Origin of the sequence: Pseudomonas sp. TAA207 (genome assembly GCF_001529285.1) — a bacterium.
Classification (GTDB): domain Bacteria; phylum Pseudomonadota; class Gammaproteobacteria; order Pseudomonadales; family Pseudomonadaceae; genus Aquipseudomonas; species Aquipseudomonas weihenstephanensis.
Genome location: NZ_LLWJ01000043.1, coordinates 1 through 20,864 on the forward strand (window position 1 = coordinate 1; position 20,864 = coordinate 20,864).

Here is a 20,864-nt window from a genome sequence, read left to right on the forward strand (position 1 = left end):
GGGTACACCGCAGTGCTTGGGTTTACGACCGCTTCACGCTCGATCGCAGCCTCGTGTTACTCGTCAGCGACTACAAAGCGTGGAGAGCCGTGGAGAACCGTGTAGCCGCTGTCGAGCGTGCGAGGCTGCGTACGGCTGCGCAGCAGTCGCAAAACCATTCAACCGCGTGCGACGGGTACACCGCAGTGCTTGGGTTGACGACCGCTTCGCGCTCGATCGCAGCCTCGTTTCACTCGTCAGCGACTACAAAACGTGGAGAGCCGGGTGGCCGCTGTCGAGGCTGCGTACGGCTGCGCAGCAGTCGCAAAACCATTCAACCGCGTGCGACGGGTACACCGCAGTGCTGGGGTTGACGACCGCTTCGCGCTCGATCGCAGCCTCGTGTTACTCGTCAGCGACTACAAAGCGTGGAGAACCGTGAAACGCTGACGCGAGTATTTGGGTATCGTTGACGTCCACATCCTTGGTCATAACCCCAGTGCGTACGCCGATTTTTTAGGCGTGGCGCGCAATGGCGACCACGCTATGGCCACGACGCAGCGCCTCTTCCAGCCGTTGGCTACCCGCACGCCCGGTGGCACCGATGATTGCAATGTTGCTCATGACGCTCTCCTGTTGAATGGACTAATCAGGTTTCACTGAGCGCTTGAATCACCACTTCATTTCGCCTTTGGCCACTTTGGCGCTCAGTTCCAGCGAAGACTCTTCGGCCAGGCCCGGGTAGCGTTTTTTCATTGCCGCAATCAGCTCGCCCGAGTTTTTGGCTTTCAGGGTTTCTTCATCAAACGCCTTGATGTAGTCACGCGTGAAATGCACGGCGTTTACTGAGCGGTCGTTATCACCGACGTAATGACCAGGCACCACTGTCAGGGGCTGCAAGCTGTCGATACGTTTGAGAGTCGCCAGCCACTGTTTGTGGGATTGAGGGGTTTGGGTGTCGGCCATCCACACATGGATGTTGTCGGCCACCACCACACCACCGACCACGGCCTTGAGCGATGGAATCCATACAAAACTGCGGTCCGGCTGCTTGCCATTGAGGCCGATGACGTCCAGTTCGCGACCTTCCAGTTGCAGGCTATTGCCTTTGAACACTTGAGGCACGATCAGCTTGGCCGGTACATCACCCCCCATTTGCGGGCCCCAAAACGCTAACTTGGCGTCTTTGGTGTGGTTGATGTGTTCAACCGTGGGGGCTGAGGCCAGTACTTTTGCGTCCGGGAATGCCTGGGTCAGGGTTTCAAGGCCGAAGTAGTAGTCCGGGTCGCCGTGGCTGATGTAGATGGTGGTCAGGTGTTTGCCACTGGCGCGGATTTTATCCACGACATGCTGCGCTTGAGCCTTGCCGAATTGGGCATCGATCAAAATGGCATCTTTGTCACCGCTGACCAGCACGGAAGACACCGGAAAAATAGCCGCCGCGCCAGGGTTGTACACGTCCAGGGTCAAGGGCGCTGGCGCCGCTGCGGCATGGGCGGCAAAACCCAGCGCAACGGCGCTGAGAAATAAACGACGCAGGGTTGTCAGTGCTGTCATGAGGGTGTCCATAGTCAAGAGGCCAAGGTCGGCGATGAACAAAGCTTAGTCGCACGATCGGGCATAAAAAATGCGATGCTGCGACATAGTTTGTTTCACAAATCGGGCAAATCATGGACCGTCTCATTGCAATGCGGGTGTTCGTCTCCGTCGTCGACCTCGGCAGCCAGTCAGCGGCGGCCGATCACCTGGACCTGTCGCGCCCGGTGGTGTCGCGCTATTTGGCTGAGCTGGAAGAATGGGTGGGCGCGCGGTTGCTGCACCGCACCACGCGCAAACTGAGCCTGACTGCCGCAGGCAATGAAACCCTGCCCCGCTGTCGCCAGCTACTGGAGCTGTCCGAAGACCTGCAGGCCGCTGTCAGCACCGCCGGGGATGCACCTCGCGGCCTGTTGCGCATCAGTGTCAGTACTTCGTTCGGGCAATCACAACTGGCAGCGGCAGTGACCGACTATGTACGCCTCAACCCCGGCGTCACCATTGACCTGCAAATGCTCGACCGCACCGTGAATCTGGTGGACGAGCGCATCGACCTGGCAATCCGCACCAGTAATGAGCTGGACCCCAGTTTGATTGCACGCAAATTGACCGTGTGCCGTTCGGTGCTGTGCGCGGCACCTGCGTACTTGCGTGAGCACGCAACGCCACGGCAGGTAGATGACCTGAGCCTGCACAACTGTCTGACCCACTCATATTTCGGCAAAAGCCTGTGGCATTTCACCTGCCAGGGCGAAGACGTGTCGGTGCCCGTTCAAGGCAATATCAGCGCCAACGAGGCCAGTACGTTGCTCAGCGCGACCCTCGCGGGCGCAGGCATTTCATTGCTGCCCAGCTATCAGGCCGGCGTGCATGTGCATCGCGGCGATCTGGTGCGCTTGCTGCCCGACGCCGAACCCAGGGTGATGAACATTTATGCCGTGTACGCCTCGCGCAAACACATGCCGGCCGCGCTGCGCAGCATGCTCGACTTTCTGGCAGAGCGTTTCACAGCAGAGCCTGCGTGGGACACAGGTTTGTAACAGGTAGTCCATTTGAGGGATGAAGGCTTACAAAGGCAGTCGTACAACTGGCGTGGCAAGTCCGATGGTCTGTACTAGCTTTAAAAGTGTGACGTCTAGGTATCAGGAGATGACTGCCATGACCACGAAAACAAAAACCAGATGCATGACCGCGTTTGTTGTATTTGCTGCCGCCGTACTGTTCGCCAGCGCCTGCTACCGTGCTGAGCAAACACGCTTGTCCCCACGCTTTACCGCCAGTTGCCAGGGCGAGCACTGCAACTCGTTGAATGCCGCATTCAGCGCACTGCGATAACAAAGTCGGTGCACCCGTTGATGGACTAACGCCTGCACCGATTTTTGCGCACATCCGTTAGCCAGCTATCCAGTACACTGGGCGCCATTACGCCACAGGCGGCCGCGCCTGTGCCTTTGCGCCCACAGGTGTATTGATGAGCAGCCTGAACCAACCCGCCCAAGCCAAACCCGCCATTCGCAGCATCCTGGTCGCCCTGATGCTGGCGATTTTCCTCGGGGCGCTGGACCAGACCATCGTGGCGGTCTCGATGCCCGCTATCTCCGCCCAGTTCAAAGATGTCAGCCAACTGGCCTGGGTGATTTCAGGCTACATGGTGGCCATGACGGTGGCCGTGCCGATCTACGGCAAACTTGGCGACCTGTATGGCCGGCGGCGCCTGATGTTGTTTGGCATGGGCCTGTTTACCGTGGCCTCGCTGTTTTGCGGGTTGGCGCAAAACATGGAGCAGTTGGTACTGGCGCGGATCATTCAAGGCATGGGTGCGGGCGGGATGATCTCGGTCAGCCAGGCAATCATCGGTGACATCGTGCCCCCACGCGAACGCGGTCGCTACCAGGGGTATTTCAGCAGCATGTACGCGCTGGCCAGCGTCGCCGGGCCAGTATTGGGCGGCTACATGACCGAATACCTGTCGTGGCGCTGGGTGTTTTTGATCAACTTGCCGTTGGGGCTGGTGTCGTGGTGGATCGCCCACCGCACCCTGGTCGGGCTGCCGGTGCCACAGCGCAAACCGATCATTGATTACCTGGGTACCGTGCTGATGATTATCGGCCTGAGTTCCTTGCTGTTGGGCATCACGCTGATTGGCCAAGGCCAGAGCTGGCGCAGTGAACAGGTGCTGATGTTACTGGGCGCCTCGCTGATCGCACTGCTGCTGTTTGTGTGGCATGAACGAGGGGCGCCAGAACCGCTGCTGCCCATGCACCTGTTTGCCAATCGCAGTGCGGTGCTGTGCTGGTGCACAGTGTTCTTCACCAGTTTTCAGGCCATCTCGTTGATCGTACTGATGCCGCTGCGATACCAGAGCATCACCGGTGCCGGTGCCGACAGCGCGGCCTTGCACTTGCTGCCGCTGGCCATCGGTTTACCCATCGGCGCGTACTTTGCCGGGCGCAGGACGTCCGTGACCGGGCATTACAAACCGATGATTTTGGGCGGCGCAGTGTTAATGCCTTTGGCGATTTTTGGCATGGCCCTCAGCCCGCCGAGTGCCGAGCTGTTGAGCGGTGTGTTCATGCTGCTCAGCGGGATCGCCTCGGGCATGCAGTTTCCGACCTCTCTGGTGGGGGCACAAAACAGCGTGGCGCAACGTGATATCGGCGTGGCGACCAGTACCACCAACCTGTTTCGTTCGCTGGGCGGCGCGATGGGCGTGGCGTTGATGTCGGCACTGCTGTTGGCGTTACTGCACGATTCGTTGATCACCCCGATCATGGGCCAGCCGCTGCTGGGCGAAGGCAGTTCGGGCAACGTGCTGCTGGACGGACTCAACGCGGTTCAAGGCCCCGCGCTGGACAACTTGCGGGCCGAGTTGCAGGTGACCTTCCGCCATTTACTGAGCGTCAGCGCAGCCATTTCAGTGCTGGGTTTATGTGCGGCAATTGCCATGCCCAATCAAGTGCTGCGCGGGCGTGAAGACAAGGCCCGGTAAGCGCTCGCAACCCATGACGTAGAGCTTGCCGCAGGCGACGTCCGGTTGCGCAGCAAGCGTAGAACCTGACAACTCGACCAGCCTGACACTGCGCGAGTATCGATTCTACGAAGGCTGCGGCTACGCGTGCTTACTTGGCGCTGATCTGTTTTTGCAGGTTTTGGATCTGGCTTTGCAAGGTGTTGATGTTGCGTGTGACTTGCCCACGGAACAGGTCAAACTCGGCGGTGTTGGCACCTTGCGCCGGGGCCGCTGCCGGACGGGTTTCCAGTTCGCTCTTGAGCACGATCAAGTCCTGCTCCAGGCGCTGAATGGCCGCAGCCGGGTTGCCCTGTTTTTTCAACGCAGCCACATCGGCACTTAAACCTTTGAGCTGAGCGTCCAGCTTGCCCTGCTCCGCCACGGTGGCTTTGAGTGTGGTCAGCTCGGAGCCTAAGGCCTTCACCTCGGTGGCCAGTTGCGTGCTGACCGCTTGCTGAGCGGTCACTTGCGCCATAATCGCCGCATTGATTTGCTCAAAGCGTTTGTCCAGCTCACCTTGCTGGCCCACCACAGCGCCTTGCTGTTGCTTGCTCTGCTCAAGGAGTTTTTCTTCAAGCTGCTTGATCTGCAACTTCAGCGCTTCGCTGCCGCTGTTGAGGGTGGATTCACTGGCCACCACTTTGCCGGAGATGGCTTGCAAGCGCCCCGCCGCTTCTTCGCTGATGCGTGCAAAGCTTTCCTGGGTGGCCACCAGTTGCTGCTCCATCATCGACAACTGCTGAAAACTCCACCACGCCAACCCGGCAAACGCCAGCAAGACCGCGCCGAGCAGTGCCCACAGCGGGCCAGTGGTGGGCGCCTTGACCTTAATCACAGGGGTGTTGCGCGAATACACCGTGGTGCGTTCTCGGGCACCCGCTGTGGTGGCCAGTTCATCGTGGTCATCGACCGTGGCTCGCAGGGTCGGGACATCATCGAAGTCGTCGCGGGCATCGTTACGCATGGCAAACCTTATTCAAAACCTGAGTGAAAGCTGAATGGCGCGAGTATAAACCGCTGACTCGCGCCTTGATCGTCCTTGAACCTTCATCGGGTTCATCGGCAGTACGGGTGTTTAACGGTAGGGCGATTCCTGGGCTTTCCACCAGCCACAGAACTCATCAAGCGCCGCCCACACGCTGACTTTTGGGTCGTAGTCCAGGCAATGCCGGGCGCGACTGATATCGAGCGTGAAGTCTTTGCTCATTTCCTGCGTGCGCAAGCGCGAGCGTTTCGGCTCGGGCTGACCGGGCCACAGTTTACAGGCAACTTCACTGAGCGCACTCAAGCTGTACGCCGAGCCGTAGCCACGGTAACGCGTAACCGGCGCTACGTTCATTTGGCGCATCACGTAATTGACCACGTCCCAGAACGGGATCGGGGTGCCATTACTGATGTTGTACGCCTTGCCCAATGCCGATCCTGTGGCCAGCACGCTGCTGAGCAGGGCTTCGTTAAGGTTTTGCACACTGGTGAAGTCGACTTTGTTGAGCCCGTTGCCGATGATCGCCAAACGGCCTTTGCGCTGCATTTGAAGCAAACGCGGAAACAGGCTCATGTCACCCGCCCCCGTCACCATGCGCGGGCGCAAGGCGATCACTTCAAGGCCGAACTCTTGGGCGCCGAAGACTTTTTGCTCGGCCAGGTTTTTGGTGGCGGCATAGGTGTGGCTCAAACGTCTTGGCACCTGTTCTTCGCTCAGGCCCACGTGTGAGCGGCCGTCGAAATACAGCGAGGCCGAAGACAAGTGCACCAGGCGCCGTACGCGCTGTTTCAAGCAAGCTTCGACCACGTTTTCGGTAACCAGCACGTTATCGCGCTGCAAGTCCTGCGCACGGCCCCATGCACTGACGGCGCCCGCGCAGTGCACCACGGCGTCGATGTCGACGCACAGGTCGCGCACCAGCAAGCCATCGGTCAAATCACCCGGAATAAACTCAGCGCCACGCCGCACCAGGTGTTCAACACCGTCGGCACGCCGCCCGCTGACCCGTACGTCAAAGCCCTGCTCCAGGGCAAAACGCGCAAAGCGTCCGCCAATGAAGCCGCTTGCGCCGGTGACCAGAATCTTCATCAATCGCTCCAAATGCTCTAATGCGTGCTGCCTGCTGTTTAAACGCTGGATATCAGGCCAAAGGCACTAACCAGCGCGGCGCCGAACGCGATAAATGTTCGGTCAGTTGCCCCAGCAGTTGTCCGCCGTTGCGCCAATGATGCCAGTACAGTGGCACGTCAATCGGTTTATCTGGCAAAAGCTCCACCAGTGTTGCGCTTTCAAGTTGTTCGCGCACTTGCAGCTCGGGGACTAACCCCCAGCCCAGCCCTGCCTCAGTCAAGCGAATAAAGCCTTCGGAAGACGGGCACAGATGATGCTCGAAACCACCGTCCACCCCCAACGAAGCCAGATAGCGGTGTTGTAAGAAATCGTCCGGGCCAAAGACCAGCGCGGGGGTTTTTGGCAGTAACGCTGCGCTCACCCCCTGTGGGAAATGCCGCGCAATAAACGCAGGGCTGGCCAACGCCCGATACCGCATGGCACCCAGCAACACACTGCGCGCACCCGCCACCGGGCGTTCACTGGCACACAAACACGCCGCCACTTCACCGGCACGCATGCGTTTGAGGCCTACGGTCTGGTCCTCGACCACCAAGTCCAACAACAGGTGCTGTTCGGCGCAAAAATCTCCCACCGCCTGCGCCCACCACGTGGCCAGGCTGTCGGCGTTCAAGGCAATGCGCAGACGCTCCGGCAAACCTTCGTCGTCCAGCGCAGGCACAGCGCTTTGCAGATCACGTTCTAGTAAACGCACTTGCTGCACATGGTTGAGCAAACGGCGCCCGATCTCGGTGGGGCTGGGCGGTGTAGCACGTATCAACACGGGCTGACCGATGCGCGCTTCGAGCAATTTGATGCGTTGGGAAATGGCCGATTGTGACAGCCCCAACACCTGCGCCGCACGTTCGAAACCCGCTTGTTCCACCACCGCTGCCAGCGCGGAGAGTAATTTATAGTCGAACATCAGTTTTCCTAATGAGCGATCAGCAATATTGGTTTTTCTTATACCTCTAACGACCGGAGAATAGCCAGCAGCACACCGCTCTCCGCGCTGTAGTTAGACGAGTAATTCTTATGTGGCAAAGCTACCTCAACGGCCTGTTGGTCGCGTTCGGCCTGATTATGGCCATCGGCACCCAAAATGCTTTCGTGCTGGCGCAAAGCCTGCGCCGTGAGCACCACCTGCCAGTGGCGGCATTTTGTGTGGTATGCGACGCCTTGCTCGTGGCTGCCGGGGTGTTCGGGCTGGCGACGATTTTGGCGCAAAACCCCATCCTGCTCAGCGTGGCGCGCTGGGGTGGCGCTGTGTTTTTGTTGTGGTACGGCACCCAGGCGCTGCGCCGCGCCTTTTCCAATTCCAGCCTTGAACAATCGGCGGGGCAAACCGCCCGCTCGCTCAAGGCGGTGATGCTCAGTGCATTGGCCGTGACCCTGCTCAACCCCCATGTGTACCTCGACACCGTTTTGCTGATCGGCTCGCTGGGGGCGCAGCAAAGTGTGCCCGGCGCTTATGTCATCGGTGCAGCCAGCGCTTCACTGTTGTGGTTCTTCACCCTGGCCCTCGGCGCGGCATGGCTGGCACCGTGGCTGGCGCGTCCCGGCACCTGGCGCCTGCTCGATTTGCTGGTGGCCGTGATGATGTACACCGTGGCCGTGCAGTTGATTGTTGCCGGGTGATCGAGGACAAAAAAGACGCGCCCGAACCCATCGAGTTTTTCTATCAATCGCGCTGGAACCTCTATTCCACACAGTTGTTGCGTGGTTAAGGCGTCACCCCGGTGCTATGATCCTGACCCTGCGCCGCGAAGAGTAAAAACTCATCGGCGCGTGTTTGGCCGCCCGTGATCGGCCTTGCGCTCATCGCAACTGACCTGATTAGGAGAATCAACATGGCTTTCGAATTGCCGCCGCTGCCGTACGCACACGATGCCCTGCAGCCGCACATCTCCAAAGAAACCCTGGAGTTTCACCACGACAAGCACCACAACACCTACGTCGTGAACCTGAACAACCTGGTGCCAGGCACCGAGTTTGAAGGCAAAACCCTGGAAGAGATCGTTAAAACCTCTTCGGGCGGTATCTTCAACAACGCAGCCCAAGTGTGGAACCACACGTTCTACTGGAACTGCATGACGCCAAACGGCGGCGGCCAACCGACTGGCGCACTGGCTGAAGCGATCAACGCCTCGTTCGGCTCGTTCGACAAGTTCAAAGAAGAATTCAGCAAAACCTCCATCGGCACCTTCGGTTCCGGCTGGGGCTGGCTGGTGAAAAAGGCTGACGGTTCCCTGGCACTGGCCAGCACCATCGGCGCCGGTAACCCGCTGACCAGCGGCGACACCCCGCTGCTGACCTGCGACGTGTGGGAACACGCTTACTACATCGACTACCGCAACGTACGTCCGAAGTATGTAGAAGCGTTCTGGAACCTCGTTAACTGGAAGTTCGTGGCTGAGCAGTTCGAAGGCAAAACCTTCACCGCTTAAGCGATGCGCCAGATAAAAAACCCGGCATTGCCGGGTTTTTTTTGCCTGCTGAAAAGTCCGTGCCCCACTGGCCGGCGCACTAACGCCAGCTAGAATCAAACCACTGAAATTTTCTTCGGCACCGGCTCAAGTTCAGCAGGCACAAGACCGACACAGTGTGCACAGCATGGCCGCATCAACGTTTTGAAAGCGAATAGTGTCTGCGAGGGATTACCCACAGTCATGGCTACTTGATATCATCGGCCAGAAACAAGGAAGCGCTCTTTGAAGCTGGAACTTAAAAACAGCTTGTCAGTCAAGTTGCTCCGGATCGTGCTGCTGTCAGCGCTGGTCGTCGGGGTGGTGCTCAGCTGCGCGCAAATTGTGTTCGACGCCTACAAAACCCGGCAGTCGATCAACAATGACGCCGAACGCATTCTGGATATGTTTCGCGACCCTTCAACCCAGGCCGTTTATAGCCTGGACCGCGAAATGGCCATGCAAGTGATCGAGGGGCTGTTTCAGGACGAAGCCGTACGCCAGGCCTCTATCGGGCACCCCAAAGAAACCACCCTGGCGCAAAAGTCCCGACCGCTGCGAGAAGCCTCCAGCCGCTGGCTGACAGATGTGTTTCTGGGCAAGGAACTCACCTTCGTCACCCCTCTGGTCGGTCGCGGCCCTTACAGCGAGTACTACGGCGATTTGACCATCACCCTGGACACCGCGACCTATGGCGACGGTTTTCTGGTCAATTCCGGGATTATTTTCATCTCCGGTGTACTGCGCGCCCTGCTGATGGGTCTGGTGCTGTACCTGATCTATCACTGGCTGTTGACCAAACCGTTGTCGCGCATGATTGAGCACCTGAGCACGATCAACCCGGACCGTCCCAGCGAACACCTGTTGCCGTTGCTCAAGGGCCACGAAAAAAACGAACTGGGGATCTGGATCAACACCGCCAACCAGTTACTGACCTCAATTGAACGCAATACGCACCTGCGCCACGAAGCCGAAAACACCTTGCTGCGCATGGCCCAGTACGACTTTCTGACCGGCCTGCCAAATCGCCAGCAACTGCAAACGCAACTGGCCAAGATTTTATTCGATGCCGGGCGCTTGCAACGCCGGGTGGGCGTGTTGTGCGTGGGCCTGGACGATTTCAAAAGCATCAACGAGCAATACGGTTACCAGACCGGCGACCAACTGCTGATGGCCGTTGCTGACCGTCTGCGCTCTCACAGCGGCCGCCTGGGCGCCCTCGCCCGCCTGGGCGGTGATCAATTTGCCCTGGTGCAGGCCGATATCGACCAGCCTTATCAGGTGGCCGAGTTGGCGCAAAGTATTCTCGACGACCTCGAAACCCCGTTTTCGCTGGCAGAACAGACAATTCGACTGCGGGCCACCATCGGTATCACGCTGTTCCCCGAAGATGGCGACACCAGCGAAAAACTCCTGCAAAAGGCCGAGCAGACCATGACCTTGGCCAAGAGCCGCTCGCGCAGCCGTTACCAGTTCTACATCGCCAGCGTCGACAGCGAGATACGCCGCAGGCGTGAGTTGGAAAAAGACCTGCGTGACGCCTTGCTGTGCAATCAGCTGTACCTGGTCTATCAACCGCAGATCCGCTACAGCGATCACCGCGTAGTCGGCGTCGAGGCGCTGTTACGCTGGCAGCACCCCGAACACGGCATGGTGCCGCCTGACTTGTTCATCCCCCTGGCCGAACAAAACGGCAGCATCATCGCCATTGGCGAGTGGGTCCTGGATCAAGCCTGTCATCAATTGCGCGAGTGGCACGATCAGGGCTTCACTGAGCTGCGCATGGCGGTCAACCTGTCGACCGTGCAGCTGCACCACGCCGACCTGCCGCGCATGGTCAACAATCTGCTGCAAATTTACCGTTTACCCGCGCGCAGCCTCGAACTGGAAGTCACTGAAACCGGCCTGATGGAAGACATCAGCACCGCCGCCCAGCACTTGCTGAGCCTGCGCCGCTCGGGGGCATTGATCGCCATTGATGACTTTGGCACGGGCTATTCGTCGCTCAGCTACCTCAAGAGCCTGCCGCTGGACAAAATCAAGATCGATAAAAGCTTTGTGCAGGACCTGATTGACGATGACGACGATGCCACCATCGTGCGGGCCATCATCCAGCTCGGTAAAAGTTTGGGCATGCAAGTGATTGCCGAGGGCGTCGAAACCCTGGCGCAAGAGATGTACGTGATCAATGAAGGCTGCCATGAAGGCCAGGGCTACTTGTACAGCAAGCCCCTGATTGCACGGGAATTGAGCATTTTTCTGAAGCAGGCGCAGCGCAACAATGCCGTCATTATGTAAATGCATGTTTCGAGTGCAGTGAAGCGTCCGGCGTAGAGGTGACGTGAATAGGAAATATTTACAACGCTAACCCTTTACAGAAAATGCATATCTTTCGCATCATGTCGCCAGTATTGCGTGCAGTCGCACGCGTGTCCCACCTCTCGAAGCAGGATTTTCGCCATGATTCGTATGCCCCTGGCCTCCGCCAGTCTGCTGGCCATTGCTATTTCACTCGCCGGTTGTGGCGACAAAGACCAAGAAAAAAATGCAGCGACCCCAGCGCCTGCCGCAGCGACGACTCAAGCGACTCCCGCAGCTGACATAAGCGCAGTGAAAATCGACGAAGCTGCCGCCAAGGCTGTTGTCGCGCATTACGCCGACATGGTGCATGCCGTCTACAGCGACGCCGAATCCACCGCTAAAAAGCTGCAAACCGCAATCGACGCCTTTTTGGCCAACCCTAACGACGACACGTTGAAAGCAGCCAAAGCGGCCTGGGTTGAGTCCCGCGTGCCTTACCTGCAAAGCGAAGTGTTCCGCTTTGGCAACACCATCATTGACGATTGGGAAGGTCAGGTTAACGCCTGGCCACTGGATGAGGGCCTGATCGACTACGTTGACGCCAGCTACGCGCACGCTCTGGGCAACCCGGGTGCCACCGCCAACATCATTGCCAACACCCAGATCCAGGTCGGCGAAGACAAAGTCGACGTCACCCAAATCACCCCTGAAGTCCTTGCCAGCCTCAACGAGCTGGGCGGTTCGGAAGCTAACGTAGCCACGGGCTATCACGCTATCGAATTCCTGCTGTGGGGTCAGGACCTCAACGGCACCGGTCCGGGTGCAGGCAACCGCCCTGCGTCGGACTACCTGGAAGGTGAAGGCGCTACGGGCGGCCACAACGACCGTCGTCGTGCCTACCTGAAAGCCGTGACCCAATTGCTGGTCAATGACCTGAACGAAATGGTGGCGAACTGGGCACCTGAGGTGGCCGACAACTACCGCGCATCGCTGGAAGCAGAGCCTGTCCAAAACGGTCTGCGCAAAATGCTGTTCGGCATGGGCAGCCTGTCGTTGGGCGAACTGGCAGGCGAGCGCATGAAAGTCTCGCTGGAAGCCAACTCCCCTGAAGACGAGCAAGACTGCTTCAGCGACAACACCCACAATTCGCACTTCTACGACGCCAAAGGCATTCGTAACGTGTACCTGGGTGAATACGTACGCGCCGATGGCACCAAGATGACCGGCCCTAGCCTGTCTTCGCTGGTAGTCGTGGTTGACCCGGCTGCTGACGCCACCTTGAAGTCTGACCTGGCCGACACCGAAGCCAAGATCCAGGTCATGGTGGATCGTGCAGCCAAGGGCGAGCACTACGACCAATTGATCGCCGCGGGCAACGAGTCCGGCAACCAAGTGGTTCGTGACGCCATCGGCGCGCTGGTCAAGCAGACCGGTGCCATTGAACAAGCCGCTGGCAAGCTGGGCATCAGCGACCTGAACCCGGACAACGCCGATCACGATTTTTGATCGACAGCGTTTGAATGAGTGAACATGAGGCGGCCTGCGGGCCGCCTTTTTTGTGGGTGTACCGATGAATCACCGATGCATGGCCCGCAGTCGCTGACCAGTAAAGCGAGGCTGCGATGGGTCGCGATGCGCCAGCCCGGCACGCGATTATTCAACCCGGCAGATCATTCCATCCGATGAAGGGTTTACGGTCGTTGACTGCCGCAGATCAAACCAAACGCTAATTCCTCTTATTTCAATTCACCTTCCCTGATAAACTTTGCGCCCTCGATTTTGCTCGCTGAACTGGACGCTTGATGCCTTCGTTGCCTCTTCGCCTGTCTCTGCTGCTCCTGGCCCTTGGCCTTGGCGGTTGTGATGACGCCCCGCGCTTTACCAAACCCGAGCCTGGCGAAGCCCGCTCCGGTGGGGCCACGACGGTGCGTAAAACCGATCAAAATGCGTTTTCAATGCCCTCCGCCAACCTGGCGCCCACCCGGCGTCTGGATTTCAGTGTCGGCAACAGTTTTTTCCGCAGCCCGTGGGTGATCGCCCCGTCTACCACCACGGCGCGCGACGGGCTGGGCCCCCTGTTCAATACCAACGCCTGCCAAAACTGCCACATCAAGGACGGCCGTGGTCATCCGCCCGCCCCCAACGCCAAGAACGCCGTGTCGATGCTGGTACGCCTGTCGATTCCCAATGACCCGGCATTTGCCACGCTGATCGAACACATCGGCATCGTCCCCGAACCGGTCTACGGCGGCCAATTACAGGACATGTCAGTGCCCGGCGTGCCCCCTGAGGGCAAGGTGCGGGTCGATTACACGCCGGTGCCCGTGCGGTTCAAGGACGGCACCGAAGTCGAACTGCGCAAACCTGTGCTGCACATCACTCAATTAGGCTACGGCCCGATGCACCCCGACACGCGTTTTTCCGCCCGTATTGCGCCGCCGATGATTGGCCTGGGGCTGCTTGAAGCGATCCCGGACCAAGACATTTTGGCCAACGCCAAGGACAAGAGCGCTGATGGCGTGACCGGGCGCCCTAATTGGGTGTGGGACGACGCACAACAAAAAACTGTCTTGGGCCGATTTGGCTGGAAAGCGGGCCAACCCAATCTCAATCAACAAAATGTTCACGCCTTTTCTGGTGATATGGGGCTTACCACGTCCTTGAGACCCTTTGATGATTGCACCCAGGCTCAAACTGCCTGCCTTGAAGCGCCCAACGGCAATGGCCCGCAAGGTGAGCCTGAGGTCAGCGACAACATTCTGCGTCTGGTCGAGTTCTATACCCGCAACCTCGCGGTGCCCGCGCGTCGTGATGTCGGCGCACCAGAGGTGCTGGCCGGTAAAAACCTGTTCTACAAAGCTGGCTGCGTTGCGTGCCACACCCCGACCTTCACCACCTCAGCCACGGCGGCTGAACCGGAGCTGGCCAATCAGGTCATTCATCCTTACAGCGACCTGTTATTGCACGACATGGGCCAAGGGCTGGCCGATGGCCGCACCGAGTTCACCGCCAGTGGTCGACAATGGCGCACTGCGCCCTTATGGGGGATTGGCTTGACCCAGAACGTGAGCGGCCATACCCAGTTTTTGCACGATGGACGTGCGCGCAACCTGCTCGAAGCCGTGCTGTGGCATGGTGGCGAGGCTGAACCGGCCAGGCAGCAGGTTTTACAGTTCAATGCCGAGCAGCGCGCTGCGTTGCTGGCGTTCCTGAATTCTCTTTAAACGCTTATAAGATCGGGGACCCCGACATGTTTCGACCCAAGTTGTTGTTCACCAGCCTTGCCGCCCTTGCCTTGGGCGCGTGTGCACCGCAAGACCCGCAGGCCGTGACCTCGGCCGCCATTGCCAAGCAAGTGATCCTGCCAACTTACAGCCGCTGGGCCGATGCCGATCGCCAATTGGCTGTCAGCGCCCTGGCGTATTGCGAAGGCAAAGAAACCCTGGAAACCGCCCGTGCCGACTTCCTGCATGCGCAGAAAGCCTGGGCCGAGCTGCAACCGCTGCTGATCGGTCCGCTGGCTGAGGGCAACCGTTCGTGGCAAGTGCAGTTCTGGCCGGACAAAAAGAACCTGGTCGGGCGTCAGGTTGAACAACTGGTCATCGCTCAGCCGCAGATCGATGCCGCTGCCCTGGCCAAATCCAGTGTTGTGGTGCAGGGTCTGTCGGCTTACGAGTACATCTTGTTCGACAGTAAGATTGACCTTGCCGATGACACGCAAAAAGCCCGTTATTGCCCACTGCTGACGGCCATTGGCGAGCGTCAGAAACAACTGGCCGAAGAAATTCTGGCGAGCTGGAACAGCACCGACGGCATGCTGGCGCAGATGAGCAAGTTCCCCAACCAGCGTTATGCCGATTCCCACGAAGCCATTGCTGACCTGCTGCGGGTTCAGGTCACCGCACTGGACACCCTGAAAAAGAAACTCGGCACCCCGATGGGCCGCCAGAGCAAGGGCATTGCACAGCCTTTCCAGGCCGATGCATGGCGCAGCGAGTCGTCGCTCAAGAGCCTGGCCGCCAGCTTGGCCGCCGCTCAGACCGTATGGGCTGGCGTTGACAACAAAGGCTTGCGTGGCCTGTTGCCCGCCGACCAGAAACCGTTGGCCGACAAAATTGACGCCGCGTATGCCGCCTCGCTCAAATTGTTCAATGATAACCAGCAGTCGCTTAATGAATTGCTGGCCGATGACGCCGGCCGCGCCAGGCTGAATGCGATTTACGACAGCCTGAACGTGGTTCACCGCTTGCACGAAGGTGAACTGGCCAAGGCGCTGGGCATTCAACTGGGCTTTAACGCCAACGACGGCGATTAATGAAGGAAGGTTCGATGATGCGCAGGCAAGCTCTGAAACTCGGCGGTTTACTGCTGAGCGCCGTTACGCTGGGCGGCTGGTCTCTGTTCAAAAATAAAGGCCACAGCCCGCTGTTGTTGAGCGCCCGGGATGACGTGGACGGCAATCACTTTGCCGTGGGTTACACGCTCGACGGCACTCAGGTATTCAACACCCAAGTGGGCCAGCGCTGCCACGACATCATCAACCACCCCACACTGCCCATTGCGTTGTTCGTTGCCCGGCGCCCCGGCACCGAGAGCTACCTGATCAACCTCAAGGATGGGCAGTTGCTGCAAACCCTGACATCCCTGCCCAATCGCCACTTTTATGGTCACGCGGTGATTCATAAAGATGGCGAGTGGCTGTACACCACAGAAAACGACACCACCGACCCGGGCCGGGGCGTGCTGGGGGTTTACCGCTTTGAAGGCGAGCGTCTGATACACAGTGGCGAAATCCCGACTCACGGCGTAGGCCCGCATCAAGTGTCGTGGATGCCAGACGGCGAAACGCTGGTGGTGGCCAACGGCGGTATCCGTACCGAAGCTGAAAGCCGGGTCGAGATGAACCTCAACGCCATGCAACCCAGCCTGGTGCTGATGCAGCGTGACGGCACCCTGCTGAGTAAAGAAACCCTCAGCCAGCAGATGAACAGCGTGCGTCACTTAGGCATTGCCAGCGACGGCACAATAGTGGCGTGCCAGCAATTTATGGGTGACGCCCACGCGCTGTCCGAGTTGTTGGCAATCAAGCGCCCCGGCCAGCCCTTTGAGCCGTTCCCGGTGGCCGAACAGCAACTGCGTGCAATGGGCCATTACACCGCCAGCGTGGCGGTGCACAGCGACCTGCGGCTGGTCGCATTGACGGCCCCTCGCGGTAATCGGTTTTTTGTGTGGGATCTGGACAGTGGCGCAGTACGACTGGATGCGCCGTTGCCCGATTGCGCAGGCGTAGCCGCGGTAAAAGATGGTTTCGTGGTGACATCAGGCCAGGGGCGCTGCCGGTTCTATGACTGCCGACAAACACCGTTGACCGCCAAACCGCTGGATTTGCCCGCAGGGCTTTGGGACAACCATTTGCATGTGATGTAGGGCACTTGCCTGCGCAGCAATCACCAAATCCGATGACGTCGTTAAATCAGGCAAAACCAGCACCCTGAGTTAACGACGTCTTCGCTTGCGCACATGGCCTTCGGCAACGGCGACAGACAGCCTGTCAGGGGCGCAGGCCTTGGGACATACCAAACATGAACAGCAATAAATCATGATCCGGCCTGGCTATGGTTTCGACTTTAGCGATGCGCGGCAGCGGGCATTGACTGCCACTGGTGGTTGAACTCAGCACTTGCAAACGGGGTTGCTCCCAGGCAGCCATTGCCACCGAAGCAATCGCCAGCGCACCCAGCAGGAACAAACCTCGTGCTATTTCTCTCTTCATCACCGTAAACCTTTGATGGCGCTGCCAAACACCGTCTCATAAAAGTAGATCAACTTGCGCCAGTCGGTGTCGCTCCACGACGAATGGCGACGCAGCTGCTTCAGATCGTGTGAGGCCGCCTTGTAGGGTGTCAGGCGTTGCCTGCATTTCTCCAGATCAAGCAGGGCAACATCTACCGTTGCACTCTGCGCGCTGCCCGTGACCCGTACAAAGACATGTTTGATATAAAGGCAACCGTGCTGCCAACGCCCCAGGTGCATGCGCGCAAGGTTTTGCGCCACCGCCTCAAGCACGCGCTCATGCACGGCTTCGCCATAGCGCTCACGCCCACCGGCGGCGTACCAATTGTCGATTTCGATAAAGCCGTCCAGCGCCGCCGTCACCAACAACGCACGCCATTGCCCGTCCGGTGCCTGCCTGGCCCCACAAAACACCAGTTCCGGCACATTGACTGACAAGGCGCTCAGGGCCAGCAGCGCATCGCGCTCACGCAACACAGTCGGGCGCCCTAGCGGGTAGCGCCAACTGCGGTAGATATGGCCCACTTGGCGCTTGGCATACAACAACCGACCCGCTTCGTGGATTCGTTGTACCCCACTCTCCCCGCCACGACGCTGGTTGGGTTCTTCGACCCACTCGCCCTCCTGGCGCCAGTAATGTTCAAAACAGTCTTCTGTCGACATCGGGGGTTGCTGTACACAATCAACGGCCATGAGTTACCTCTTGCGTAGTACGTAAACCCGCCACATCGCATACAGCGGAATAAAGTCCAAATGCTCCTGAACGGTGAAACCAGCCTTTCTAAACTCCGCCTCAACTGTAACAGCAGGTAACACAAACCGATTTTGGTAACCCTCCTGCACAGGCGAAGTGCCCCGTTGACGCTCCAGACGCTTGCGCTTCCACGCCTTGAAGTTGCCGTCGACCCACAGAGAAATAATCACGCTGTCGCGGCTGACACGGTGAAACTCCCGCAATAGAGCCATCCGATGACTTGCGTCACCGATATGGTGGAGCAGGCGCATACAAAAAATACTGTCGACCGCGTTATCTGGCAGGTCTATATCAAACGCAGACGTCTGCAAACGGCGTACCCGTTTCACCACTTCGGCCGGCTGAGCGACGCAAGCCACTTCCAGCATAGACGCTGAATTATCAGCCCCGATGATTTCACGGTTATGTTTCGCGGCCAGCAACGGCCAAAAACGGCCTGCGCCGCACGGTAAATCCAGCACCACCCCAGGTTCGCCCGCTATCGCCAGGGCGCGACGCGCCAACTGCTCGTCACGGGTATGGGACAAGCGTCGCGCCCAACCGTTCTGGTGCTTTAACAGATAATCAGCTGCGTGCTGCTGGTCGTACTTTTCAGAAAACTTAAGTGTGATCGCGGGGCTCATGACGGCTCTCCTGAAGCATGTAGCCCTACCTTAATCAGGCGGGTGTGAGCATCAGGTCATCATCGAGTGAAAAATTTGTGCCGCTAAACACCGCAAAGATCGCAGGGTTTTACAGGCATGGAGTGCTGGCGCGGGGCCATTTAACGACTAAAAGCTAAGAGGAGACGACGGCGAGCAAGGTGCAGGCCGTCGTTAAGCGGGCATCAATCCTTGGGATCGAGTTCGACGTGAAAACGGCAACCGTTGGGTTCCATCGTGGTCAATGACACACGCCAGCCCTGGCTGTCACAGATGCGCTGAACCAATGACAAGCCCAGCCCCAGCCCCTCTCCGCGCTTTTCACTGCCGCGTACAAAAGGCTGGAACATGGCCTGGCGTTTCTCTTCCGGGATGCCGACACCGCTGTCCTCCACCACAAAACCGGTCGGTTCGAGGGTCAGGCGAATGAAGCCGGTATCGGTGTAGTGCAACGCATTACGTAACAAGTTACCCATCACCGCGTGCAGGAATGTAGCGTTATAGAGCGTGTCCAGCGGCTGACCCGGCTGGTAGATCAGCTCCAGGCCTTTGGCTTCAATCGGGCCACGCCACAGGCTGATCAAGCCTTCAGCCACGGTGGTGAGGTTGACCTTTGGCGACATACTGGCGTCTTCGTGTTGCGCGCGAGCCAGCATGAGAAAGGTCTGCACCAACTCGCGCATCTCTTCGCAAGCGCGGGAAATACGCTCCACTTGCGAACGACTGCGTTGATCCAGGGCCGGGTTTTCGAGCAATAGCTCGCAGGAGCTGGCCAGGACCATCAACGGCGTGCGCAACTCGTGGCTCACGTCACTGGTAAACAGCCGTTCGCGGGTCAGCGTATCGCGCAAGCGCCCCAACGTGGCGTCAAAGGCAACCGCCAGTTCACCCACTTCATCGGCAGCGTAATCGGGCGCCAAGGGCGGGGCCAACCCGAGCAATTGATCGCGATGGCGCACTTGGCGCGCCAGCCTTACCACCGGCGCCATCACCCGTCTGGCCAGCACCCAACCCAGGAAGACCGCCAGCGCCAGCGCCAGCACAAAGCCCACCAGCACCACGGCAAACAGTACGCGCTCACGCTCTTCAAAATCGCTTTGGTCTTGCAGCAAGACATAGCGCCGCCCGTCAACCACCTCAACCATGGCGTGATACGACAACTGGTCGCGAAACACCTCATGAAAGCCCGGCTGCAAATGGCGCAGATCCTTGGGTAAGGCAAAGTCGCCGCGCCCACCACTGAAGTAGAACAACTGGTCTGGCTCGGGGCGGTGATTCCAGTCGGCAACGTTGTCCATCAACAGCAAGCGCTGCAAGTCACCGCCCAAACCGGCCGAGATCAGTTTTTCTTCCACCAGGTGCACGGTGGCGACAATACCCATCGCGAAGGTGCCCGCAACCAGCGCACTCATCAGCGCAAACGCGATGATGATCCGCTGGGCAAGGCTTTGCTTAAACTCCATCGCGTGCCTCGGCGAGGCGATAGCCCACGCCATGCACGGTTTGCAGCAGCGGTTTATCGAACGGTTTGTCGATCACCTGGCGCAGTTGGTGGACGTGGCTGCGCAGGCTGTCGCTGTCCGGGCAATCGTCGCCCCACAAGGCTTCTTCCAAAACTTCGCGGCGCAGCACGTGCGGGCTTTTTTGCATCAGCACAGCCAGCAGTTTTAGCCCTACCGGGTTGAGCTTGAGCAGGCGCCCATCGCGCGTGACTTCAAGGGTGTCCAGGTCATATTTAAGGTCTGCCACTTGCAACTCGCGCCGCCCGCCGCCCTGGGCACGGCGCAATACGGCTTCAATGCGCGCCGCCAATTCAGACAGCGCAAAGGGTTTGAGCAGGTAATCATCGGCACCGGACTTGAAGCCTTGCAGGCGATCGTCCAACTGATCACGGGCGGTGAGCATGATCACCGGTGTGTCGCGGCGCGCGTCTTCACGCAAGCGCTTGCACAAGGTATAGCCGTCAATGCCGGGCAGCATGATGTCGAGCACGATCAAGTCGTAATGCTCGGTGGCCGCCAGGTGCAGGCCCGACAAACCGTCCTGTGCGCAATCCACGGTATAGCCTTTAAGCCCTAGATAATCGGCCAGATTGGCGAGGATATCGCGGTTGTCTTCAACCAACAGAATTCGCATGGGCACTTTCTCCGTACGCAGTTACGGCCGTCTTGGCCCGCGCAGCTTAGAGTGAAGATCGGCGCAGGGCCAGTGCCACAAGGCGTTCTGCGTATTTAGTTGACGCTCATCAGACCCTGACATTTTTTTCACCTGCGGTTCACAAACGACCGAC

Annotated in this window: 19 protein-coding genes and 1 pseudogene; 10 read left to right on the forward strand and 10 right to left on the reverse strand. The window is 58.9% G+C overall.

Annotation, left to right across the window (positions count from 1 at the left end; translation table 11 throughout):
* Nucleotides 1-411: 411 nt before the first annotated feature.
* Nucleotides 412-603: pseudogene (locus AP059_RS22985) on the reverse strand (NAD(P)H-binding protein); the annotation flags it as partial.
* Nucleotides 604-651: 48 nt separating this feature from the next.
* The gene (locus AP059_RS01375) at nucleotides 652-1,536 is read right to left on the reverse strand and encodes an MBL fold metallo-hydrolase (protein WP_059761550.1); all 885 of its coding nucleotides are present in this window, start codon (nucleotides 1,534-1,536) and stop codon (nucleotides 652-654) included.
* 113 nt (nucleotides 1,537-1,649) lie between these two features.
* Here AP059_RS01375 and AP059_RS01380 point away from each other — a divergent pair, with 113 nt between their 5' ends.
* From AP059_RS01380 to AP059_RS01385, 3 genes are all read left to right on the forward strand, one after another.
* Nucleotides 1,650-2,555 carry a LysR family transcriptional regulator gene (locus tag AP059_RS01380; protein WP_059761551.1) on the forward strand — a complete coding sequence of 302 codons (906 nt, stop codon included), beginning with the start codon at nucleotides 1,650-1,652 and terminating at the stop codon, nucleotides 2,553-2,555.
* A 118-nt stretch (nucleotides 2,556-2,673) separates the two neighbouring features.
* Nucleotides 2,674-2,850, forward strand: coding sequence for a hypothetical protein (locus AP059_RS22400; RefSeq protein WP_156425770.1), 177 nt, complete (start codon nucleotides 2,674-2,676; stop codon nucleotides 2,848-2,850).
* Between the two features lie 136 nt (nucleotides 2,851-2,986).
* Nucleotides 2,987-4,504: an MDR family MFS transporter gene (locus AP059_RS01385; protein WP_059761552.1), complete on the forward strand. Its 1,518-nt coding sequence runs from the start codon at nucleotides 2,987-2,989 to the stop codon at nucleotides 4,502-4,504.
* 130 nt (nucleotides 4,505-4,634) lie between these two features.
* Here AP059_RS01385 and AP059_RS01390 read toward each other — a convergent pair whose 3' ends face one another.
* The 3 genes from AP059_RS01390 to AP059_RS01400 all read right to left on the reverse strand — a co-directional run bounded on the left by AP059_RS01390 (nucleotide 4,635) and on the right by AP059_RS01400 (nucleotide 7,545).
* Nucleotides 4,635-5,489, reverse strand: a complete 855-nt coding sequence (locus AP059_RS01390) for a hypothetical protein (protein WP_059761553.1) — start codon at nucleotides 5,487-5,489, stop codon at nucleotides 4,635-4,637.
* Between the two features lie 111 nt (nucleotides 5,490-5,600).
* Complete coding sequence (locus tag AP059_RS01395) at nucleotides 5,601-6,599, reverse strand: NAD-dependent epimerase/dehydratase family protein (RefSeq protein ID WP_048362820.1); 999 nt, start codon at nucleotides 6,597-6,599, stop codon at nucleotides 5,601-5,603.
* A 52-nt stretch (nucleotides 6,600-6,651) separates the two neighbouring features.
* A complete protein-coding gene (locus AP059_RS01400; RefSeq protein WP_048401009.1) occupies nucleotides 6,652-7,545 on the reverse strand; it encodes a LysR family transcriptional regulator ArgP in 894 nt (297 codons plus the stop codon).
* Between the two features lie 110 nt (nucleotides 7,546-7,655).
* Between AP059_RS01400 and AP059_RS01405 the strand changes: the two genes are divergently transcribed.
* The 7 genes from AP059_RS01405 (at nucleotide 7,656) to AP059_RS01435 (ending at nucleotide 16,813) form a co-directional block, all read left to right on the forward strand.
* The gene (locus tag AP059_RS01405; RefSeq protein WP_048362818.1) at nucleotides 7,656-8,258 is read left to right on the forward strand and encodes a LysE/ArgO family amino acid transporter; all 603 of its coding nucleotides are present in this window, start codon (nucleotides 7,656-7,658) and stop codon (nucleotides 8,256-8,258) included.
* 212 nt (nucleotides 8,259-8,470) lie between these two features.
* Nucleotides 8,471-9,067, forward strand: coding sequence for a superoxide dismutase (locus AP059_RS01410; RefSeq protein ID WP_059761554.1), 597 nt, complete (start codon nucleotides 8,471-8,473; stop codon nucleotides 9,065-9,067).
* Between the two features lie 264 nt (nucleotides 9,068-9,331).
* Nucleotides 9,332-11,383: a putative bifunctional diguanylate cyclase/phosphodiesterase gene (locus tag AP059_RS01415; protein ID WP_059761555.1), complete on the forward strand. Its 2,052-nt coding sequence runs from the start codon at nucleotides 9,332-9,334 to the stop codon at nucleotides 11,381-11,383.
* Between the two features lie 162 nt (nucleotides 11,384-11,545).
* Entirely contained in the window at nucleotides 11,546-12,892 is a 1,347-nt protein-coding gene (locus AP059_RS01420) for an imelysin family protein (protein ID WP_059761556.1), read from the forward strand.
* Between the two features lie 296 nt (nucleotides 12,893-13,188).
* Nucleotides 13,189-14,610, forward strand: a complete 1,422-nt coding sequence (locus AP059_RS01425) for a di-heme oxidoreductase family protein (RefSeq protein WP_059761557.1) — start codon at nucleotides 13,189-13,191, stop codon at nucleotides 14,608-14,610.
* Between the two features lie 26 nt (nucleotides 14,611-14,636).
* The gene (locus AP059_RS01430) at nucleotides 14,637-15,701 is read left to right on the forward strand and encodes an imelysin family protein (protein ID WP_059761558.1); all 1,065 of its coding nucleotides are present in this window, start codon (nucleotides 14,637-14,639) and stop codon (nucleotides 15,699-15,701) included.
* 14 nt (nucleotides 15,702-15,715) lie between these two features.
* A complete protein-coding gene (locus AP059_RS01435) occupies nucleotides 15,716-16,813 on the forward strand; it encodes a DUF1513 domain-containing protein (protein ID WP_059761559.1) in 1,098 nt (365 codons plus the stop codon).
* 124 nt (nucleotides 16,814-16,937) lie between these two features.
* Here AP059_RS01435 and AP059_RS01440 read toward each other — a convergent pair whose 3' ends face one another.
* The 5 genes from AP059_RS01440 to colR form a co-directional block, all read right to left on the reverse strand.
* On the reverse strand, nucleotides 16,938-17,159 hold the full coding sequence (locus AP059_RS01440) for a hypothetical protein (protein ID WP_048362811.1): 222 nt from the start codon (nucleotides 17,157-17,159) through the stop codon (nucleotides 16,938-16,940).
* Nucleotides 17,159-17,872 (reverse strand): lipopolysaccharide kinase InaA family protein, encoded by a 714-nt coding sequence (locus AP059_RS01445; RefSeq protein WP_048362810.1) that lies wholly within the window; start codon nucleotides 17,870-17,872, stop codon nucleotides 17,159-17,161. Before AP059_RS01445 ends, AP059_RS01440 begins: the two co-directional genes overlap by 1 nt.
* Before the next feature lie 3 nt (nucleotides 17,873-17,875).
* The gene (locus AP059_RS01450; protein ID WP_059761560.1) at nucleotides 17,876-18,556 is read right to left on the reverse strand and encodes a class I SAM-dependent methyltransferase; all 681 of its coding nucleotides are present in this window, start codon (nucleotides 18,554-18,556) and stop codon (nucleotides 17,876-17,878) included.
* A 203-nt stretch (nucleotides 18,557-18,759) separates the two neighbouring features.
* A complete protein-coding gene (locus tag AP059_RS01455) occupies nucleotides 18,760-20,037 on the reverse strand; it encodes a sensor histidine kinase (protein WP_048362808.1) in 1,278 nt (425 codons plus the stop codon).
* Nucleotides 20,027-20,710, reverse strand: a complete 684-nt coding sequence (gene colR, locus AP059_RS01460) for a two-component system response regulator ColR (RefSeq protein WP_048362807.1) — start codon at nucleotides 20,708-20,710, stop codon at nucleotides 20,027-20,029. Before colR ends, AP059_RS01455 begins: the two co-directional genes overlap by 11 nt.
* Nucleotides 20,711-20,864: the final 154 nt, after the last annotated feature.

What these genes read in the sequence shown, in the direction of transcription:
- AP059_RS01375 (WP_059761550.1), bottom strand. Translation starts at nt 1,536, where the DNA reads ATGACAGCACTGACAACCCTGCGTCGTTTATTTCTCAGCGCCGTTGCG.
- AP059_RS01385 (WP_059761552.1), top strand. Translation starts at nt 2,987, where the DNA reads ATGAGCAGCCTGAACCAACCCGCCCAAGCCAAACCCGCCATTCGCAGC.
- AP059_RS01455 (WP_048362808.1), bottom strand. Translation starts at nt 20,037, where the DNA reads ATGGAGTTTAAGCAAAGCCTTGCCCAGCGGATCATCATCGCGTTTGCG.
- AP059_RS01400 (WP_048401009.1), bottom strand. Translation starts at nt 7,545, where the DNA reads ATGTTCGACTATAAATTACTCTCCGCGCTGGCAGCGGTGGTGGAACAA.
- AP059_RS01390 (WP_059761553.1), bottom strand. Translation starts at nt 5,489, where the DNA reads ATGCGTAACGATGCCCGCGACGACTTCGATGATGTCCCGACCCTGCGA.
- AP059_RS01430 (WP_059761558.1), top strand. Translation starts at nt 14,637, where the DNA reads ATGTTTCGACCCAAGTTGTTGTTCACCAGCCTTGCCGCCCTTGCCTTG.
- AP059_RS01440 (WP_048362811.1), bottom strand. Translation starts at nt 17,159, where the DNA reads ATGAAGAGAGAAATAGCACGAGGTTTGTTCCTGCTGGGTGCGCTGGCG.
- AP059_RS01395 (WP_048362820.1), bottom strand. Translation starts at nt 6,599, where the DNA reads ATGAAGATTCTGGTCACCGGCGCAAGCGGCTTCATTGGCGGACGCTTT.
- AP059_RS01435 (WP_059761559.1), top strand. Translation starts at nt 15,716, where the DNA reads ATGATGCGCAGGCAAGCTCTGAAACTCGGCGGTTTACTGCTGAGCGCC.
- AP059_RS01445 (WP_048362810.1), bottom strand. Translation starts at nt 17,872, where the DNA reads ATGGCCGTTGATTGTGTACAGCAACCCCCGATGTCGACAGAAGACTGT.
- AP059_RS22400 (WP_156425770.1), top strand. Translation starts at nt 2,674, where the DNA reads ATGACCACGAAAACAAAAACCAGATGCATGACCGCGTTTGTTGTATTT.
- AP059_RS01450 (WP_059761560.1), bottom strand. Translation starts at nt 18,556, where the DNA reads ATGAGCCCCGCGATCACACTTAAGTTTTCTGAAAAGTACGACCAGCAG.
- colR (WP_048362807.1), bottom strand. Translation starts at nt 20,710, where the DNA reads ATGCGAATTCTGTTGGTTGAAGACAACCGCGATATCCTCGCCAATCTG.
- AP059_RS01425 (WP_059761557.1), top strand. Translation starts at nt 13,189, where the DNA reads ATGCCTTCGTTGCCTCTTCGCCTGTCTCTGCTGCTCCTGGCCCTTGGC.
- AP059_RS01405 (WP_048362818.1), top strand. Translation starts at nt 7,656, where the DNA reads ATGTGGCAAAGCTACCTCAACGGCCTGTTGGTCGCGTTCGGCCTGATT.
- AP059_RS01380 (WP_059761551.1), top strand. Translation starts at nt 1,650, where the DNA reads ATGGACCGTCTCATTGCAATGCGGGTGTTCGTCTCCGTCGTCGACCTC.
- AP059_RS01420 (WP_059761556.1), top strand. Translation starts at nt 11,546, where the DNA reads ATGATTCGTATGCCCCTGGCCTCCGCCAGTCTGCTGGCCATTGCTATT.
- AP059_RS01410 (WP_059761554.1), top strand. Translation starts at nt 8,471, where the DNA reads ATGGCTTTCGAATTGCCGCCGCTGCCGTACGCACACGATGCCCTGCAG.